General features: G+C 66.8%; 20 protein-coding genes. 9 read left to right on the forward strand and 11 right to left on the reverse strand.

The genetic code is table 11. The features are described 5' to 3' along the window. Positions 1-15: 15 nt before the first annotated feature. The 3 genes from ispF to carD are packed head-to-tail and all read right to left on the reverse strand — an operon-like array spanning position 16 to position 1,652. Positions 16-492 (reverse strand): 2-C-methyl-D-erythritol 2,4-cyclodiphosphate synthase, encoded by a 477-nt coding sequence (gene ispF, locus QQ25_RS28130; RefSeq protein WP_039382355.1) that lies wholly within the window; start codon positions 490-492, stop codon positions 16-18. Then, positions 489-1,157 carry a 2-C-methyl-D-erythritol 4-phosphate cytidylyltransferase gene (ispD, locus tag QQ25_RS28135; protein ID WP_039325659.1) on the reverse strand — a complete coding sequence of 223 codons (669 nt, stop codon included), beginning with the start codon at positions 1,155-1,157 and terminating at the stop codon, positions 489-491. The genes ispF and ispD overlap by 4 nt, the downstream gene beginning before the upstream one ends. A 6-nt stretch (positions 1,158-1,163) precedes the next feature. Beyond that, positions 1,164-1,652: an RNA polymerase-binding transcription factor CarD gene (gene carD, locus QQ25_RS28140; protein ID WP_003882506.1), complete on the reverse strand. Its 489-nt coding sequence runs from the start codon at positions 1,650-1,652 to the stop codon at positions 1,164-1,166. 297 nt (positions 1,653-1,949) lie between these two features. Here carD and QQ25_RS28145 point away from each other — a divergent pair, with 297 nt between their 5' ends. The 4 genes from QQ25_RS28145 (at position 1,950) to disA (ending at position 6,343) form a co-directional block, all read left to right on the forward strand. After that, positions 1,950-2,537, forward strand: a complete 588-nt coding sequence (locus QQ25_RS28145) for a copper chaperone PCu(A)C domain-containing protein (RefSeq protein WP_039325660.1) — start codon at positions 1,950-1,952, stop codon at positions 2,535-2,537. A gap of 190 nt (positions 2,538-2,727) precedes the next feature. After that, positions 2,728-3,645 (forward strand): MBL fold metallo-hydrolase, encoded by a 918-nt coding sequence (locus QQ25_RS28150; protein WP_039325662.1) that lies wholly within the window; start codon positions 2,728-2,730, stop codon positions 3,643-3,645. A 139-nt stretch (positions 3,646-3,784) separates the two neighbouring features. Next, on the forward strand, positions 3,785-5,185 hold the full coding sequence (gene radA / locus QQ25_RS28155; protein ID WP_039325663.1) for a DNA repair protein RadA: 1,401 nt from the start codon (positions 3,785-3,787) through the stop codon (positions 5,183-5,185). A gap of 39 nt (positions 5,186-5,224) precedes the next feature. Continuing rightward, the gene (disA, locus tag QQ25_RS28160) at positions 5,225-6,343 is read left to right on the forward strand and encodes a DNA integrity scanning diadenylate cyclase DisA (RefSeq protein ID WP_039382356.1); all 1,119 of its coding nucleotides are present in this window, start codon (positions 5,225-5,227) and stop codon (positions 6,341-6,343) included. Between the two features lie 3 nt (positions 6,344-6,346). On the opposite strand, the gene QQ25_RS28165 is transcribed toward disA, so the two are convergent. Both QQ25_RS28165 and QQ25_RS28170 read right to left on the reverse strand, forming a co-directional pair. After that, positions 6,347-7,117 (reverse strand): hypothetical protein, encoded by a 771-nt coding sequence (locus QQ25_RS28165; protein WP_198530883.1) that lies wholly within the window; start codon positions 7,115-7,117, stop codon positions 6,347-6,349. A gap of 75 nt (positions 7,118-7,192) precedes the next feature. Beyond that, the gene (locus tag QQ25_RS28170) at positions 7,193-7,813 is read right to left on the reverse strand and encodes a carbonic anhydrase (RefSeq protein ID WP_039325666.1); all 621 of its coding nucleotides are present in this window, start codon (positions 7,811-7,813) and stop codon (positions 7,193-7,195) included. A gap of 25 nt (positions 7,814-7,838) precedes the next feature. Between QQ25_RS28170 and QQ25_RS28175 the strand changes: the two genes are divergently transcribed. Next, a complete protein-coding gene (locus QQ25_RS28175) occupies positions 7,839-8,711 on the forward strand; it encodes an HhH-GPD family protein (protein WP_039326943.1) in 873 nt (290 codons plus the stop codon). Between the two features lie 61 nt (positions 8,712-8,772). Beyond that, on the forward strand, positions 8,773-9,078 hold the full coding sequence (locus QQ25_RS28180; RefSeq protein WP_234711995.1) for a hypothetical protein: 306 nt from the start codon (positions 8,773-8,775) through the stop codon (positions 9,076-9,078). Positions 9,079-9,082: 4 nt separating this feature from the next. On the opposite strand, the gene QQ25_RS28185 is transcribed toward QQ25_RS28180, so the two are convergent. Beyond that, entirely contained in the window at positions 9,083-10,054 is a 972-nt protein-coding gene (locus QQ25_RS28185; RefSeq protein ID WP_039382358.1) for a GlxA family transcriptional regulator, read from the reverse strand. A gap of 71 nt (positions 10,055-10,125) precedes the next feature. Between QQ25_RS28185 and QQ25_RS28190 the strand changes: the two genes are divergently transcribed. After that, positions 10,126-10,368 carry a hypothetical protein gene (locus tag QQ25_RS28190; RefSeq protein ID WP_039382359.1) on the forward strand — a complete coding sequence of 81 codons (243 nt, stop codon included), beginning with the start codon at positions 10,126-10,128 and terminating at the stop codon, positions 10,366-10,368. Here the strand turns inward: QQ25_RS28190 and QQ25_RS28195 are convergent. Further along, entirely contained in the window at positions 10,351-11,112 is a 762-nt protein-coding gene (locus QQ25_RS28195; RefSeq protein ID WP_039382772.1) for an alpha/beta fold hydrolase, read from the reverse strand. The two genes, QQ25_RS28190 and QQ25_RS28195, sit on opposite strands and share 18 nt — an antisense overlap. A 39-nt stretch (positions 11,113-11,151) precedes the next feature. Here QQ25_RS28195 and QQ25_RS28200 point away from each other — a divergent pair, with 39 nt between their 5' ends. Both QQ25_RS28200 and QQ25_RS28205 read left to right on the forward strand, forming a co-directional pair. Then, entirely contained in the window at positions 11,152-11,469 is a 318-nt protein-coding gene (locus tag QQ25_RS28200) for an antibiotic biosynthesis monooxygenase family protein (protein ID WP_029108325.1), read from the forward strand. Continuing rightward, positions 11,444-12,811, forward strand: coding sequence for a serine hydrolase (locus tag QQ25_RS28205; protein ID WP_201774275.1), 1,368 nt, complete (start codon positions 11,444-11,446; stop codon positions 12,809-12,811). Before QQ25_RS28200 ends, QQ25_RS28205 begins: the two co-directional genes overlap by 26 nt. A 98-nt stretch (positions 12,812-12,909) precedes the next feature. Here the strand turns inward: QQ25_RS28205 and QQ25_RS28210 are convergent, their stop codons facing one another. From QQ25_RS28210 to clpC1, 4 genes are all read right to left on the reverse strand, one after another. Next, the gene (locus QQ25_RS28210; protein WP_039325672.1) at positions 12,910-13,467 is read right to left on the reverse strand and encodes a histidine phosphatase family protein; all 558 of its coding nucleotides are present in this window, start codon (positions 13,465-13,467) and stop codon (positions 12,910-12,912) included. 19 nt (positions 13,468-13,486) lie between these two features. Further along, positions 13,487-14,257, reverse strand: a complete 771-nt coding sequence (locus QQ25_RS28215) for a CbtA family protein (RefSeq protein WP_039382361.1) — start codon at positions 14,255-14,257, stop codon at positions 13,487-13,489. 24 nt (positions 14,258-14,281) lie between these two features. Beyond that, the gene (locus tag QQ25_RS28220) at positions 14,282-14,497 is read right to left on the reverse strand and encodes a CbtB domain-containing protein (RefSeq protein WP_039325676.1); all 216 of its coding nucleotides are present in this window, start codon (positions 14,495-14,497) and stop codon (positions 14,282-14,284) included. 261 nt (positions 14,498-14,758) lie between these two features. After that, positions 14,759-17,287, reverse strand: coding sequence for an ATP-dependent protease ATP-binding subunit ClpC (gene clpC1 / locus QQ25_RS28225; RefSeq protein ID WP_039382364.1), 2,529 nt, complete (start codon positions 17,285-17,287; stop codon positions 14,759-14,761). Positions 17,288-17,411 lie beyond the last annotated feature (124 nt).

The following is a 17,411-nucleotide window of genomic DNA, read 5'->3' on the forward strand; positions in this document are numbered from 1 at the left end:
TGCCAGCTTACCGGGCTATTCGGCGGTAACTAGCAACGCCGTCGCAATCGCGGCCAATCCTTCACCCCGACCGGTCAGCCCGAGCCCGTCGGTGGTGGTGGCAGATACCGATACCGGGGCCCCGATCAGCTCCGAGAGCAGCCACTGTGCCTCGTCCCGGCGCGGGCCGATCTTCGGCCGGTTTCCGATCACCTGCACCGTGGCATTGCCGATCTCGAATCCCGCCGCCTGCACCAGTTCCCGGACGTGACGCAGCATGTCCGCGCCGGTGACGCCACGCCATTCCGGCCGATCGGTGCCGAAGACGGCGCCGAGGTCACCGAGGCCGGCCGCGCTGAGCAGCGCATCGCACAACGCGTGAGAGGCGACGTCACCATCGGAATGACCGGCGCAGCCGTCGGCGTCTTCGAATTCCAAGCACAGCAGCCAACAAGGCCGCCCGGACTCGATCGGATGGACATCGGTACCGAGGCCGACCCTGGGAATCTTCACGTGGCACGCCCCATGACAGCCTCGGCGAGCAACAGGTCCAGCGGCGTGGTGATCTTGAAGGCCAGCGGGTCGCCGTCGACGATCTGCACGGGCGTGCCGATCTGCTCGACGAGTGAGGCGTCATCGGTGACCGCGCCGGCACCCGCGCGCTGGTAGGCGCGGCGCAAAACGTCCGTGCGGAACCCCTGCGGGGTCTGCACGGCTCGTAGACCGGCCCGTTCGGGTGTCCCGAGCACCGCACCGTTGGCGTCGACCGCCTTGATGGTGTCGGCCAGCGGAAGCCCGGGGACGACGGCGGCATGGCCCTCGGCCAGCGCCGCAACCACCCGGGCGATCAGCGTCGGAGGGGTCAATGCCCGGGCGGCATCGTGCACAAGGATGAAATCGGGGTCACCGGCGGCTGAAAGAGCCAGCCCTACCGATTCGGTGCGATCGGATCCACCGGCCACGATCTGCGCGCGCCCACCGAACACCATCATGGCTTCATCGGTGAGCGCGGGCGGTACCGCGACCACGACCTTGTCGATCACCCCCGAGGACAGCAGCCCGTCAAGGGCATGCTCCAACAGGGGTTTGCCCCTCAAATTGACGAATGCTTTGGGTCTGTCCGCGCCTAGCCGCTCACCAGAGCCGGCGGCCGGTACGACCGCGACAGTTGTTGCCACGACGCGTCAGGACGCGGCAGCCAGTACCTCGTCGAGGATGGTCTCGGCCTTGGCGTCATCGGTGTTCTCGGCCAGCGCGAGCTCGCCGACCAGAATCTGCCGGGCCTTGGCCAGCATTCGCTTCTCACCAGCGGACAAGCCGCGTTCCTGATCCCGACGCCACAGATCCCGGACTACCTCGGCAACCTTGTTCACATCACCGGAGGCCAGCTTCTCGAGATTGGCCTTGTAGCGGCGCGACCAGTTGGTCGGCTCTTCGGTGTGCGGAGCACGCAACACCTGGAAAACCTTGTCGAGGCCTTCCTGGCCCACGACGTCGCGAACTCCGACGTACTCGGCGTTGTCTGCGGGCACTCGAACGGTCAGATCCCCTTGGGAAACCTTCAGTACGAGATATTCCTTCTGCTCGCCCTTGATGGTCCGGGTTTCGATCGCCTCGATCAACGCAGCACCGTGGTGTGGATAGACGACGGTGTCTCCGACCTTAAAAATCATCTGATTCGAGCCCCTTTCGCTACTCCATGCTAACACGGGCCCAGATCACATGCGCACCAACTGCGCAGGTCAGGGGCACTACAGGTGAAGAACAGGGGTTGACATGGTGACGAAAGCGTGCAACCACACCGTTGGCCGACGGCCCCAAATGAGTGCCCCCGCAAAGCGGTTGCGGGCCTGAACCACCCGTCACCGAGCACCCTTCGAGCCCTTCTGCCACGCCCTCGCATTCCGTCCGTCGAAGCCACCTACTACTGTGCATAGTCGAAGTACGCCGACCCAGCTCAGGAGGCTTGAGTGAACCGCTTCGCAATGCGTGCCTCGGCCGGTCTGGCCGCATGTGGCCTGACCGCAGCCGTTCTCACCGGCTGCAGCGCCGGGCAGGTCTCCCAGACGGCGACCCAGGAGCCCGCCGTCAACGGCGTCAACGCACAGGCCGGCGCGATCTCGCTGCGCAACGTGCACCTGCGCGCACCGCAGCAAAAGGACTACGTCGAGCCCGGCTCCGAAGCCGAGCTGCTGTTCGTCGCAACCAACGGATCCACCGAGGCGCCCAACAAGCTGCTCTCGATCAAGACCACCGTCGGCGATGTGGCACTGAGCGGCGACCCGACCATCCCGGCCGGCGGCGTCCTCGTGGTGGGCGAACCCGACGGACAGACGAAGCCGCTGGAGCAGGCCGAGGCCGCCGAGGCCGTGACCGCCAAGGTCAGCTTGACCAAGCCGGTCACCAACGGGCTGCTGTACGACTTCACGTTCAAGTTCGAGAACGGCGAGACCACGGTGGCCGTGCCGATCTCGGCAGGCGAGGCGCCCCGGCGCGACAAGTCCGGCGAGGAGCCCGCCGAGGGCGCCGAGGCCGGCGGCGCGGGCGGCCATCACTAGTCCCGAGGGCTACCCCTGAGGTTGCGAAACCCGTCGCGGATCACCGCGACGGGTTTTGTGCTGTGTCGTCGCGCTGACCCTCGCGTCATTCTCCGAGCCCCTGATTGATAAAAACGGCACCCGCTGTGCGTTCTCACAAGAAGGCAGGCGATTCCGCCTGTCGTCGACAAGGCAATCAGGAGAAGAACGCATGAGCGTGGACAACATTGCGCGCCAAGGGGCATCGGGGCTCGACGAGTCTTTGCCGTCGCACTATGCGCTGAAGGTCGGCACGATCGAAGTGCTGGTGATCAGCGATGGCGTGCTGTCGATGCCATCCCCGATGTTGGCGACCAACGCCGACCCTGCCGTCCGTGCCTCCTGGCTGGACGACATGTTCCTGCCGCCGGACGAGCTTGCCTTGCCTTTGAATCAGGTCGTGGTGCGTAGCGGCGATCGCACCATTCTCATCGACGCCGGGGCCGGCCTCGCCCACGAGGACTTCACACCACGGGCCGGGCGGTGGGCCAAGCGGCTACAGGCTGCCGGCATCGATCTCGCCTCGGTGACCGACGTGGTGCTCACCCATATGCACTTCGATCACGTCGGCGGCCTGCTCATCGACGGGGTGAAGGACCGGCTACGTGCGGACCTTCGGATCCACGCGGCCGCAGCCGAGGCCGAGTTCTGGGAATCGCCCGACTTCTCCCATACCGCCGTGACCGCGCCGGTTCAGGACGCGATGCGGTGGTCCGCTACGAAGTTCCTCGACCAGTACCGCGATCAGTTGAGTCCGTTCGAGACGGAGTACGAGGTGGCCCCCGGGGTACTCGTCCAACGCACCGGCGGCCACACCCCCGGACACAGCGTGGTCCGGCTGGCGTCGGGCGGCGAAGGGTTGACGTTCGCCGGCGACGCCGTGCTACAGGCCGGATTCGACCACCCAGACTGGTTCAACGGCTTCGAACACGATCCCGCGGAGGCTGCCCGCGTCAGGGTCGACCTCCTACGGGAGCTGGCATCGACTCGCGAGGCGCTGGTAGCCACCCATCTGCCGTTCCCGTCCGTCTGCCACGTGGCGGTCGCCGGCGACGCCTTTCGCGCCGTGCCGGCTGTCTGGAATTACTGACGGTCACGCCATTACGTTGCGGGGGGCTGCCGAATCGGGTTCTGACGGCGGTGGCCCACCGACAAGCCGAAGCACAGACTCATCGCCGCCGCAGTGCGCCTGATCAGGAATTGTCGGAACCGTCCGTTAATGTCACGGCGTGGCCGCTTCGAAAGTACGTTCGCAATACCGCTGCTCGGAGTGTCAGCACGCCACCCCCAAATGGGTCGGCCGCTGCGCCAATTGCGGCACCTGGGGCACGGTCGACGAAGTAGCCGTGCTCACCCTTCCCGGTGGCAGGGCGGGCAGCTCGGTCCGCCGCTCGGTGGCGCCCACCTCACCCGCGGTGCCGATCACCTCGATCGACCCGGGCATCACCCGCCACTACGCAACCGGGGTCAGCGAACTGGACCGCGTCCTGGGCGGCGGCCTGGTCGCCGGTTCGGTCACGCTGCTGGCCGGGGATCCCGGCGTCGGCAAGTCCACCCTGCTCCTCGAGGTCGCCAACCGCTGGGCGCACACCGGCCGCCGCGCGCTGTACCTCTCCGGTGAGGAATCCGCCGGACAGATCCGGCTGCGCGCCGAACGGACGGGCTGTACGCACGACAACGTCTATCTGGCAGGCGAATCCGATCTGCAGATCGCCCTCGGCCACATCGAGGAGGTCAAACCCAGTCTCGTGGTGGTCGATTCGGTTCAGACCATGTCCACCACCGAGGCCGACGGGGTGACCGGCGGGGTGACCCAGGTGCGTGCGGTGACGACCGCGCTGACGGGCTACGCCAAGACCGCCGTCGGAGACCCGGCAGTCGCCATGATCCTGGTCGGGCATGTGACCAAGGACGGTGCCATCGCGGGGCCGCGTTCCCTCGAGCATCTTGTCGACGTGGTGCTGCACTTCGAGGGTGATCACGCGTCGAGCCTTCGCATGGTGCGCGGAGTCAAGAACCGCTTCGGTGCCGCCGACGAAGTGGGTTGTTTTCAGATGCACGACAACGGAATCGAGTGTGTCAGCGATCCGTCGGGACTGTTCCTGGACCAGCGTCCGGCGGCGGTACCCGGCACCGCCATCACGGTCACTCTCGACGGCAAGCGCCCGATGATCGGCGAGGTGCAGGCGCTGCATGCCCAGCCCATCGGGCCGCCCCGGCGCGCGGTCAGTGGCATCGACTCGGCCCGCGCGGCGATGATCGGCGCGGTGCTCCAGACCCGGTGCGGCCTGCCCATCGGCACCAACGATCTGTACCTGTCCACCGTCGGCGGCATGCGGCTGACTGACCCGTCTTCAGATCTGGCCGTGGCGGTGGCCATCGCCTCGGCCTATCTGGACATCGCGTTGCCCATGAACGCCGTGGTTATCGGCGAGGTGGGACTCGTCGGCGATCTGCGACGCGTCACCGGCATGGACCGCAGGCTGGCCGAGGCCGCCCGGTTGGGGTTCAACGTCGCCGTGGTGGCTCCGGGGGTCACCAGCGCGCCTCCAGGCCTGCGCGTCATCACCGTGGATCACATCGGGGCGGCATTGCGGGCACTGAAGGACATCGCGATTGCCAGCAATTGAGAACATCACGGACAATAGCGGCCGACCCAAGGAGAAGTGATGGCCGTGAACTCCGGCGCCAGGACCAGCCGCACCGTCGTGCATCTGGCTCGGCCGACGCTACGAGAGACCCTCGGCCGGTTGGCCCCCGGTACCCCGCTGCGCGACGGCCTGGAGCGCATCCTGCGCGGCAGGACGGGCGCGCTGATCGTGCTCGGCTACGACGACAGCGTGGAAACCATCTGCGACGGCGGGTTTGCCCTGGACGTCCGCTATGCCCCCACCCGGCTGCGTGAGCTGTCGAAGATGGACGGCGCGGTGGTCCTGTCCAGCGACGGCAGTCGCATCGTGCGGGCCAACGTGCAGTTGGTGCCGGATCCATCGATCCCGACCGACGAGTCCGGGACCCGCCACCGCTCGGCCGAGCGCACCGCGATCCAAACCGGCTATCCGGTGATCTCGGTGAGCCACTCCATGAGCATCGTGACGGTCTACGTCGCCGGCGAGCGGCACGTGGTACCCGATTCGGCGACCATCCTGTCGCGGGCCAACCAGACCATCGCGACCCTGGAGCGCTACAAGGGTCGCCTCGACGAGGTCAGCAAGCAGCTGTCCACCGCCGAGATCGAAGACTTCGTGACGCTGCGCGACGTCATGACCGTGGTGCAGCGGCTGGAAATGGTGCGCCGGATCAGCCTCGAGATCGACGCCGACGTGGTCGAACTCGGCACCGACGGACGCCAGCTCAAACTGCAACTCGACGAGCTCGTGGGCGACAACGAGGCCGCACGCGAACTGATCGTCCGCGATTACCACGCCCTGCCCGACCCGCCCACCGCCGCCCAGGTGCATTCGACGCTGGATGAGCTCGATGCCCTCACCGACAACGAGTTGCTCGACTTCACCACGCTGGCAAGGGTTTTCGGATACCCGTCGACATCGGAGGCACAGGACTCGGCCATGAGTTCACGCGGCTACCGCGCCATGGCGGGGATACCGCGACTGCAGTTCGCCCATGTCGACCTGCTGGTGCGCTCATTCGGCTCACTGCAGGGGTTGCTGGCCGCCAGCGCGGACGATCTGCAGTCGGTGGAGGGCATCGGGTCGATGTGGGCTCGGCACATTCGTGAGGGCCTGTCCCTGCTGGCCGAGTCGACGATCGCCGACCGGCTGGCCTGACCGTCAGTTGCCCGGTGTGGGCACCTCAGCCGCCGGTGCGCCCTCGGCGGGCGGCCCGGGCTGCTGCGGATTGCCCTGGGCCAGGATGAACGGCACGGGCGCCGATCTGAGATTGCCGAGTTGCACCATCAAGTTGTAGGTGCCGGGTCCGATCGGCTGACGCGGCATCGGGCACTGCGGCGCCGACCCCATGCCGGTCCAGGTCACCTCGGTGGTCACCTGCTCACCCGGGTTGAAGGTCTTCACCAGGGTCTCGTTGGACGGCGCGCAGTCCAGGTTGGACCAGAGCCGGTTGTTGTCCAGCGAGTACACGTACGCGGCCAGCACCGCGGCGCCCACGTCCCGCTTGCAGGCCACCAGGCCGATGTTGGTCACGACCATGGTGAACTTCGGCTGGTCTCCCACGACGTACTCGGGCTGGCTGGTGATGCCCTTGACCGCGAGCGTGGAGTCCGGGCAGTCGTCGCCCTCTTTGAGCAACGGCGGCGGCGTGACGGCGGCGGTCGGAGTGGCCGTCGGCGGCGGCGCATGCTGGGCCGGCGGAACCACCGGGGTCTTGACCTCAGGGTTCTCGCCCGGTAGCGGCGTCGGCGGGGCGGCCGTGGCGGACGCCCCGTCGGCGGATTTGGTCTCGGCTCCGGAGCTGCTGGTCATGATGACCGCGACGATCGCGGCGATGATCCCCACGACGACCACCGCGATTCCGATGGCCAGCGCGCGGCGCCGCCAGTAAATCTGCGAGGGCAGTGGCCCATGAGGTTCGAGATCCAACACGGCTTTCACGGTAAGCCCAGGTCATGCCCAGTTGCCCGAGGCGACCCGGCGTGTCGGGAGCCGCCGGCAATATTCTCAGACTTCGCCGATGTTGCCCAGGTGGCTGCGCAGTTCCACGTGACCGTCAGACAGGTGGTAGGTGGCGCCGACGATCGCCTGGGTTCCCGCGGCGAGGCCATTGGAGATGGCGGCCGACCGCATCTGCAGCTGGTTGACCGTCTCCTTGACGTGGTAGGCCTCGAACTCGTCGACCCGGGTCAGACCGGAATGCCGTCCCATCAGGATCGACGGCGTCACCCGCTCGACGATGTCGCGCACGTAACCCCCGGGCATCTCGCCCTCGTCGAGGGCATTGATGGCGGCCTTGACCGCGCCACAGCTGTCGTGACCCAGGACCACGATCAGCGGCACGTTCAGGATCGACACCGCGTATTCGATCGACCCCAGCACCGCGTTGTCGAGGACGTGGCCCGCGGTACGCACCACGAACATGTCGCCCAGACCCTGGTCGAAAAGCAGCTCGGCGGCGACACGGCTGTCACCGCAACCGAACACCACGGCGGTGGGCTTCTGGCCGTGCGCCAGGCTGGCACGACGTGCGACGTCCTGGCTCGGATGCTGCGGTTCGCCGGCCACAAAGCGGGCGTTACCGTCCTTGAGTGCCTTCCAAGCGGATACGGGATTCGAATTGGGCATATCAGCCATTTTGCATGAGATGCCGATGACCATCGACGCGGAGCAGCTCGTCAGCTGGTACAGAGACGCCCAGCGGGACCTGCCGTGGCGCCGACAAGGGGTCACCGCCTGGCAGATCCTGGTCAGCGAATTCATGTTGCAGCAAACACCGGTGGCCCGGGTCGAACCGATCTGGACGGCCTGGATCGACCGGTGGCCCACCCCGTCTGCGACGGCGGCCGCCGGGTCGGCCGAGGTGCTCCGGGCCTGGGGCAAGCTGGGGTACCCGCGGCGGGCCAAACGTCTGCACGAATGCGCGGTGGTGATCGCAGGCGAATACGGCGACGAGGTGCCCACCGACGTCGAAACCCTGCTGACCCTGCCGGGCGTCGGCGCCTACACCGCGCGAGCCGTGGCCTGCTTCGCCTATTCGGCCGGCGTTCCGGTGGTCGACACCAACGTGCGCCGGGTGGTCACCAGGGTCTTGCGTGGACAGGCCGATGCGCCCGCCCGCGCCCGCGACCTCGACGATGTGGCTGCGCTGCTGCCTGACGATGCCACCGCACCGACCTTTTCGGCCGCCCTGATGGAGCTGGGCGCGGTGGTGTGCACGGCCCGCGCGCCGAAGTGTGGCTGCTGTCCACTGAGCCACTGCCGTTGGCGGTCGGCCGGGTATCCGGAGGGCGCGACGACCCGAAAGGTGCAGCGCTACGCCGGAACTGATCGGCAGGTGCGTGGCAAGCTGCTGGATGTGCTGCGCGACAGCAGCTCTCCGGTCACCCGTGCGCAACTGGACGTGGCGTGGCTCACCGATACCGCGCAACGGGATCGTGCACTGGACTCACTACTGGTCGACGGCCTGGTCGAGCAAACTCTCGATGGCCGGTTCGCACTCGCCGGGGAAGGCGAAATTACATGAGATCGGCATGAATCCGTTCCGCAGCACACCATTTCGGCTGCGCATCACATAGAACGGATTCATGTCAAGCAAATTCTCGATGATTTTTGCGTGCACAGCAATTGGCCTGGGTCTGGGTGTCGGCCTGGCGGCGCCGGCCGGCGCCGCACCCTCGGGCGCCGGATCGGCTGCCGATGCCGTCCGCGATCTGCAGAGCCGCGGCTATCACGTGCAGGTCAACTCCAATGCCAATACGGCTCTGTCGAATTGCCGGGTGACGGGAGTGCACGGGCTGGCCGATTCCAACATCGACGAGGACGGCTACCGGATCGATCCGTCCCGGCACACCACGGTCTACGTCAACGTGGCGTGCCAGCCCGACGGCTGACGCGTCACGCCGTGACGGCGTCTTCCTGTGCACCGCAGGCGAACTGGCGTCGATAGTCCGAAGGCGTCAGTCCGATCACTCGGCGGAAGTGATGGCGCAGCAGTGTTGCGGTACCGAACCCGGTCTGCCCCGCGACACGGTCGATGTCCAGGTCGGATTCCTCAAGCAGCCGGCGCGCGTACAACACCCGCTGATCGGTGATCCACTGCATCGGCGTGGTGCCGGTCTCCTCGACGAACCGGCGGGCGAAGGTGCGCGTCGACATGGCGGATCGCCTGGCCAGCGTGGTCACCGTGTGCGGCTTGTCGAGATTGGCGATGATCCAATCCAGATGCGGGGCAAAGCCTTCCGAACATCGGACCGGAATCGGCTGGTCGATGAACTGGCGTTGGCCGCCATCGCGCTGCGGTGGGACCACCATGCGTCTGGCGATCTTGTTGGTGACCTCACTGCCCAGTTCGCGGCGGACCAGGTGCAGGCAGGCGTCGATACCCGCGGCCGTGCCCGCGCTGGTGATCAGATTGCCGTCGTCGACGAACAGGACGTTGCGATCCACCTTTGCGGTGGGGTACTTCCGCGCCAGCGCGTCGGCGTGCATCCAGTGCGTGGTGCACGGCCGCCCGTCCAACAAACCGGCCGCACCCGCCAGGAACGCCCCGGAGCACACGGTCAGGATGATCGAGCCGGCATCGGCGGCGGCTCGCACGGCGTCCAACGCCTCGGGCAGGTAGTCGGCGGTGCCGATCGCCGGGATCGCCACCAGATCGGCGCCACGCAGCGCGTCGAGGCCGTGCTCGGGCGTCAGCGTCGCCCCGACCGATGTCCGCACCGGACGGCCGGGCTCGGGGCCACAGACCTTGAAGTCGAAGTTGGGCACGCCGTCGGCGGACCGGTCGATCCCGAACACCTCACAGATGACCCCGAACTCGAAAACGGCGAGACCATCGAGCACCAGAGTTGAGACGCTTTTCAGCATGGCAGTATTTTATCGTAAGGTGTCAGCGCTGCCACTGTTGGCGGGATATCTACCTGGCAACAATTACTGCCATGACTGTTGCACTCGCTCTGATCATTCTGATCTCACCCTTCGCGGTCGCCGCGGCAGTGAGCTGGGCGGCACGACGCAGCAACGTCCTGAGGTTCCGCCTCGATCTGTTCGAGCTGCCGTTCAGTGTCAACCACCCGGACTACGACACCTACCGGGCAGGCCACGATCTCGACGCGATACGCAGCCGCTTCGAGCACCAGCCGAGCTGGCCCAGCGCGGGTGTCCTAGGCGAGCGTCGTTAGGAACCCCGTCACCGCTTCGCGGTACACCTCGGGGGCGTCGTCGTGGATCAGATGACCGGCGCCTGGAACGTGCAGATACCTTGCGTCCTGCGCGATGTCGGCCATCTCACGCATCTGCCCCGGCGGCGCCACCGAATTGCCCGCCTCGATCAACAGCGTCGGAACCCGGACGTCCCGCCACTGCCGCCAGTAGTCCCGTGTCCCCCATTGGGCGGCGATGTCCAGCCACCACTGCGGGTAACCGTGCAGCCGCCATCCGGTGGCCGTCCGGTCGAACGCCTCCAGGAAATACCGGCCCGCGACCGGCCCGAATTCGTCGTAAACCTCCTGTGCCGAGCCGAATTCGACCGGCAGGGCATGCACCCACGGCTCCCAGGGCCCGGTGGTGCGTCCACGGAAATCGGGGGCCATGTCCTCGACCACCACCGCGGCGGCCAGTTCCGGCCGGGCCGCGGCCAGGCACCAGGAATGCAGCGCACCCATGGAGTGGCCGACCAACATGACCGGGCGGCCGAGCGCCGCCACGGCGTCACCGAGATCGTCGACGAAACGTTCGGTGCTGATCGGGTACGGGTCGACCACATCGCGCCCCCGGTGCCATGGAGCGTCGTAGGTATAGACCTCGCCCAACCCGGTCAGCCACGGCAATTGACGGGACCAGGTACTGCCCCGACCCATCAGGCCGTGCACCAGGACGATGGGCACACCGCGGCCCCCTCGGTGGGTGAGCAGATCTGTGACCATCCCGTTATCTTGCCGGGCCGCCACGGTAACCTGAACACCATGCCCGTCGTGAAGATCAACGCCATCGAGGTCCCGCCAAACGCCGGCCCGGAACTGGAGAAGCGGTTCGCGAACCGTGCACACGCCGTCGACAGTCAGCCCGGTTTCCTCGGCTTCCAGTTGCTGCGCCCGGTCAAGGGCGAGGACCGCTACTTCGTGGTGACGCAGTGGGAAACCGAAGAGGCCTTCCAGGCCTGGGCTTCGGGCCCGGCGGTCGAGGCACACAAGGGCCAGCAGGCAAAGCCTGTGGCGACCGGCGCATCACTGCTGGAGTTCGAGGTTGTGCTGGACGTTGCAGGGCCCGCTGCCCAGGCGTAGCCGCGGCCGGACGCTGCGCCGCACGGTTGGCCTGACGGCCATCACGGCGGTCGCCGCTGCCCTGGCTTGTGGCTGTTCGCAGAGCGTCGCGCCCGCGGCGGAATTGTCCTACGGCGCGCACATCGACACCATCACCCCGCCCGGTCTGCGAGCCAAGCAGACCATGGACATGCTCAACTCCGACTGGCCCATCGGCCCCATCGGCGTGCGCACCCTGGCCGCACCCGAAAAGGTCGATCTGGTGGGCACCAAGATGGACTCCATCTGGTGGGATCGCCCGTTCAAGGTCACCTCGGTGGACATCGGGGCCGCGCAGGCGACACTTCACGTGCTGACGTCGTACAACGTGGCCCAGGACATCGAGTTGCGGACCAATGATGTGGGCCTGGTCGACCGTTTCGAGGTCACCCTCGTGCCGCCGAAGATCGAGAAGTGGTCCGACATCGACACCGAGCTGACCAAGTCGGGCGCGCGCTACTCCTACCGGGTGTCCAAAGTGGTCGACGGCAAGTGCGAGCAGGTCGCGGGCACCAACACCGACATGTCGCTGCCACTGGCGTCGATCTTCAAACTGTATGTACTGCTTGCGGTTTCGGATGCGGTCAAGGCCGGAACGGTGAGTTGGGACGATCACCTCACGATCACCAAAGAAGGCAAGAAGCTGGGCTCGGCCGGGCTGGACAAGCTGCCGCCCGGCGCTCAGATCACCGTGCGGACCGCCGCCCAGCAGATGATCTCGGCCAGCGACAACATGGCCACCGATCTGCTGATCGGCCGGGTCGGCCCGGCGGCCGTGGAACGTGCTCTGGTGACCGCGGGCCATCACGATCCGGCGAGCATGACGCCGTTCCCGACCATGCACGAGGTGTTCTCGGTCGGCTGGGGCGAGCCGAACCTTCGCGACCAGTGGCGCAACGCGTCCCACGCTGACCGGGTGGCGCTGCTCGAGCAGACCAATTCCCGCCCGTACGAACCGGATCCGTACCGCACCCACACCCCGGCCTCCAACGACGGCCTGGAGTGGTTCGCCAGCGCCGCCGACATCTGCCGGGTGCACGCCGCGTTGCAGGCCTCGGCCGTCGGTCCGGCCGCACCGGTGAAGGACATCCTCTCGGCACTCCCCGGCATCGACCCTGATCCGGCGAAGTGGGACTACATCGGCGCCAAGGGCGGCAATCTGCCGGGCGACCTCACTTTCAGCTGGTACGCGGTCGACTACACCGGACAACCCTGGGTGTTCAGTTTCCAGCTGAACTGGCCGAAGTTCCGTAGCCCTACCGCTGCAGGCTGGTTGCTGCAGATCGCCAAGCGGGCGTTCGCGATGGCGCCGGTGGGACGGTAGGGCCCAAGACGCGCCGGTTTCTACCTGAGGGCTGTGGTCGTCGCCGAACCACAACCCTGGTGTAGGAAACGGCGCACGCGGTCGACAAACCCCGTGCACTAGCCCCCGCTGCTGCTCCGCAGAGTCCAGGCCTGGCCGCGGAAATGCATCACGGTGCGGCTCAGCGGTGCGATGTCGATGCGCCAGAAGGACTTTGGCGGAGCATCGAGCGCCACCAGGATGGCTGCCCGGATCACCGCCGGATGCGTCACCGCGACCAGTCGCCCTCGGACGGGGGCCAGGCTGTCCAGCCAACGGCGCACCCGGTCGACGACATCGATCACCGATTCACCGCCGTGCGGTGCCCGGCCCGGATCGGTCAGCCACAGCGCCAGGTCCGCGGGCGGCACGCCGCCCAGCACACCACCGCGCCAGCTCCCGAAGTCGAGATCGGCCAGCCGAGGTTCGACCGTCGCGGCCACGCCCAACAGTTCCGCTGTCTGCCGGGTCCGTTTCTCGGGCCCGCAATACGCGGTGTCGATGACACCCAGTTCGACGGCGGCATCCGCCTGACGGTGGCCCAACGCATTCAGCGGCTCGTCGGTGGGAAATCGTCCGGCCGCCGTGGCGTCGGTCATCGCGTGCGACACCAACGTCAGCCGGACGACCTCACTCATGGCTCGCGCTCGCCGGGACTCACGCGATCAGCTGCTCCTGACGCTTGCCCTCGAGGACCTTGGCGGCGAGGGCACCGAACACGAGCCCGATCGTCGCCCAAATCACCACCTGGGTGCCCAGCGAATAGAGCCGGAACTCGTAGAGGTCATCGGCGGGGAACGTCGACGGGGTTTCGTGGATACCCGGCAGGATCAGGAAGACCACGGCCATCGACACCACGTAGTCCGCGGCGCCGGCCAGGCAGGCATTCCACACCCCCAGCTTCGGCGTCAGTCGCCGGGCCAGCAGGACCGAACCGACGAACAGCCCCGCCGAGAGCACCACCAGCAGCAGGTACAGCAGGGTCCGCTGCTGGATGGTCCCGTCGAGGCTCACAGCCGGAGGATTGGGCGGGTACTTGAGCGCCGGGACGACCCACAGGGACACCAGCATGCCGCCCGCGGTCAACGCCGCCAGTGCCCGCGCCGACAGGTTGGCCCGGCCGTACACCGCACAGAACACGACGGCGAGCAGCGCGCCCATCGCCACACTGAAGATCAGGACGCCGAGGCCCATGCCGATATTGGATTGCACGCCGCGGCTGAACACCTCGGCGCTCTCGCCGCCGCCGTGGGAATGCCCGGCGGCGCCATGGCTGTGTTCGGCGGCCTCATGTGCCGCGCCGCCACCGTTCTCGAAGTCGATCGCTCGACCGATGACCGGTTCGATCAGTATCTTGGCCCAGATGAAGGCGAGAACGCCTGCCAGGGCGCCGGCCAGAATGCCGCGCCCGATAATCTGCTTTTCCATTGACTCGGTTGTCTGCCCGGTAGCTCAGTGGCAGGGGAAGCCGAGCAGGTGCCGGGCATCGTGCACGAACTCATGCACATAGGTGTTGTTACCCAGAACCGATGTCGCGCCCTGGTCCATGCCGACGAAGTAGAGGGCCAGCAGCGAGAGGAATGCCGTCAGCGTCAGCCAGAGCACCGCCTTGGTGGCCGAGAGGTCGATGGGCCGGGCCCGGCTGGTCCGTGCGTCGGTGGAAGTCATCTGCTGGTCCTTTCTGGGAATTCGCGTCCCAGTCCGTGTCGTGACAGGTCAGGGTCTGACTGTTAACAGTGGCGCGGCCGTTCTGGACTCTCACCAGATTCCATTGCCTGTCGATTACATCAGCATCCTAACTACCGCGCAGGCGATCTCCCCATCGGCAGGTATGAAAAACGCCCCCGCCGCAAGGCGGGGGCGTTTCTCGGTCGGACCTATTCCGCTTCGTCGCCGGAGGCGACTATTCGGCTTCGTCGCCGGATGCGACTATTCCGCAGTGGCTGCGGCCTTGGCCAGATCCGGCCCTTCGGGAGTGGTCGCCTTGGGCGCGCCCGAGAACGTGAACTTCGCGTCCTCACCGGCGCCTTCGCCGTCCCAACCCTCGACGTCAACCGTCACCAGCTGGCCGGGGCCGATCTCCTCGAAGAGGATCTTCTCGGAGAGCTGGTCCTCGATCTCGCGCTGGATGGTGCGCCGCAGCGGGCGGGCACCCAGCACCGGGTCGAAGCCGCGCTTGGCCAGCAGGGACTTGGCCTTGTCGGTCAGCTCCATGGCCATGTCCTTGGCCTTGAGCTGGTTGCCGACCCGGCCGATCATCAGCTCCACCATCTGGACGATCTCGTCCTGCGTCAGCTGGTGGAACACGATGATGTCATCGATGCGGTTGAGGAACTCAGGCCGGAAATGCTTCTTGAGCTCGTCGTTGACCTTCTGCTTCATCCGCTCGTAGTTGTTCTCACCGCCGCCCTGGCTGAAGCCCAGTCCGACCGCCTTGCTGATGTCGGACGTGCCCAGGTTGGAGGTGAAGATCAACACGGTGTTCTTGAAGTCGACCGTACGGCCCTGACCGTCGGTGAGACGACCGTCTTCCAGGACCTGCAACAGGCTGTTGTAGATCTCCTGGTGGGCCTTCTCGATCTCGTCGAACAGCACGACCGAGAACGGCTTGCGGCGCACCTTCTCGGTGAGCTGGCCGCCCTCTTCGTAGCCGACGTATCCCGGAGGGGCACCGAACAGACGCGACGCCGTGAAGCGGTCGTGGAACTCACCCATGTCGATCTGGATGAGCGCATCGTCGTCGCCGAACAGGAAGTTGGCCAGCGCCTTGGACAGCTCGGTCTTACCGACACCGGAGGGGCCGGCGAAGATGAACGAACCGGACGGACGCTTCGGGTCCTTCAGGCCGGCGCGCGTACGGCGGATCGCCTTGCTGACGGCCTTGACGGCGTCCTCCTGGCCGATGATCCGCTTGTGCAGCTCCTCCTCCATACGCAGCAGGCGCGTGGTCTCGGCCTCGGTCAGCTTGAACACGGGGATGCCGGTCCAGTTGCCGAGCACCTCGGCGATCTGCTCGTCATCGACCTCGGCGACAACGTCGAGATCACCTGAGCGCCACTGCTTTTCACGCTCGCCGCGTTGGGCAACCAACTGCTTCTCGCGATCGCGCAGGCTCGCCGCCTTCTCGAAGTCCTGCGCGTCGATCGCGGACTCCTTCTCCCGGCGCGCGTCGGCGATCTTCTCGTCGAACTCGCGCAGGTCTGGCGGAGCGGTCATCCGGCGGATGCGCATCCGGGCGCCGGCCTCGTCGATCAGGTCGATCGCCTTGTCCGGCAGGAACCGGTCGTTGATGTAGCGGTCGGCCAGGGTGGCCGCGGCCACCAGAGCGCCGTCGGTGATCGAGACGCGGTGGTGCGCCTCGTAGCGGTCGCGCAGGCCCTTGAGGATCTCGATGGTGTGCTCGACCGTCGGCTCACCCACCTGGACCGGCTGGAACCGGCGCTCCAGGGCGGCGTCCTTCTCGATGTACTTGCGGTACTCGTCGAGGGTGGTCGCACCGATGGTCTGCAGCTCACCGCGGGCCAGCTTCGGCTTCAGGATGCTGGCGGCGTCGATCGCGCCCTCGGCGGCTCCAGCTCCGACGAGCGTGTGCAACTCGTCGATGAACAGGATGATGTCGCCGCGGGTGTTGATCTCCTTGAGCACCTTCTTGAGGCGTTCCTCGAAGTCACCGCGGTAGCGGCTGCCGGCAACCAGAGAACCGAGGTCAAGCGTGTAGAGCTGCTTGTCCTTGAGCGTCTCGGGAACCTCGCCGTGCACGATGGCCTGCGCGAGGCCCTCGACCACGGCGGTCTTACCGACGCCGGGCTCGCCGATCAGCACCGGGTTGTTCTTGGTGCGCCGGCTCAGCACCTGCATGACCCGCTCGATTTCCTTCTCACGGCCGATGACCGGATCGAGCTTGCCCTCCATGGCGGCAGCGGTCAGGTTGCGGCCGAACTGGTCGAGGACCAGCGAGGTCGACGGGTTGCCCGACTCACCTCCACGGCCACCGGTACCCGCCTCCGCGGCTTCCTTGCCCTGGTAGCCGCTCAACAGCTGGATGACCTGCTGGCGCACGCGAGTCAGCTCGGCGCCCAGCTTGACCAGCACCTGTGCGGCGACGCCTTCGCCCTCACGGATCAGGCCGAGCAGAATGTGCTCGGTGCCGATGTAGTTGTGGCCGAGCTGCAGCGCCTCACGCAGGGACAGCTCCAGCACCTTCTTGGCGCGCGGCGTGAACGGGATGTGACCGGACGGGGCCTGCTGCCCCTGCCCGATGATCTCCTCGACCTGGCTGCGCACGCCTTCCAGCGAGATGCCCAACGACTCCAGCGACTTGGCGGCTACGCCCTCGCCCTCGTGAATAAGACCCAACAGGATGTGCTCGGTCCCGATGTAGTTGTGGTTGAGCATCCGGGCTTCTTCTTGCGCCAGGACGACGACCCTGCGGGCACGGTCGGTGAATCTCTCAAACATCGGTGGTTACCTGCTCTCCATCGCTAGCGATACCCGCGTACGGCTGCGTTCTGTCGGTGTTCCTCATAGCCCGCACGTAGTATCTACCGTCCACTCTAATGGGCGGCCGTCTCGGGTGCGGAGG

It is taken from the genome of Mycolicibacterium setense (assembly GCF_000805385.1).
Taxonomy (GTDB): domain Bacteria; phylum Actinomycetota; class Actinomycetes; order Mycobacteriales; family Mycobacteriaceae; genus Mycobacterium; species Mycobacterium setense.

Coding starts and splice junctions, on each gene's coding strand:
- carD (WP_003882506.1), bottom strand. CDS start 1,652: ATGATTTTTAAGGTCGGAGACACCGTCGTCTATCCACACCACGGTGCT.
- QQ25_RS28150 (WP_039325662.1), top strand. CDS start 2,728: ATGAGCGTGGACAACATTGCGCGCCAAGGGGCATCGGGGCTCGACGAG.
- disA (WP_039382356.1), top strand. CDS start 5,225: ATGGCCGTGAACTCCGGCGCCAGGACCAGCCGCACCGTCGTGCATCTG.
- QQ25_RS28170 (WP_039325666.1), bottom strand. CDS start 7,813: ATGCCCAATTCGAATCCCGTATCCGCTTGGAAGGCACTCAAGGACGGT.
- QQ25_RS28175 (WP_039326943.1), top strand. CDS start 7,839: ATGACCATCGACGCGGAGCAGCTCGTCAGCTGGTACAGAGACGCCCAG.
- QQ25_RS28180 (WP_234711995.1), top strand. CDS start 8,773: ATGTCAAGCAAATTCTCGATGATTTTTGCGTGCACAGCAATTGGCCTG.
- QQ25_RS28185 (WP_039382358.1), bottom strand. CDS start 10,054: ATGCTGAAAAGCGTCTCAACTCTGGTGCTCGATGGTCTCGCCGTTTTC.
- QQ25_RS28190 (WP_039382359.1), top strand. CDS start 10,126: ATGACTGTTGCACTCGCTCTGATCATTCTGATCTCACCCTTCGCGGTC.
- QQ25_RS28195 (WP_039382772.1), bottom strand. CDS start 11,112: ATGGTCACAGATCTGCTCACCCACCGAGGGGGCCGCGGTGTGCCCATC.
- QQ25_RS28200 (WP_029108325.1), top strand. CDS start 11,152: ATGCCCGTCGTGAAGATCAACGCCATCGAGGTCCCGCCAAACGCCGGC.
- QQ25_RS28210 (WP_039325672.1), bottom strand. CDS start 13,467: ATGAGTGAGGTCGTCCGGCTGACGTTGGTGTCGCACGCGATGACCGAC.
- QQ25_RS28215 (WP_039382361.1), bottom strand. CDS start 14,257: ATGGAAAAGCAGATTATCGGGCGCGGCATTCTGGCCGGCGCCCTGGCA.
- QQ25_RS28220 (WP_039325676.1), bottom strand. CDS start 14,497: ATGACTTCCACCGACGCACGGACCAGCCGGGCCCGGCCCATCGACCTC.
- clpC1 (WP_039382364.1), bottom strand. CDS start 17,287: ATGTTTGAGAGATTCACCGACCGTGCCCGCAGGGTCGTCGTCCTGGCG.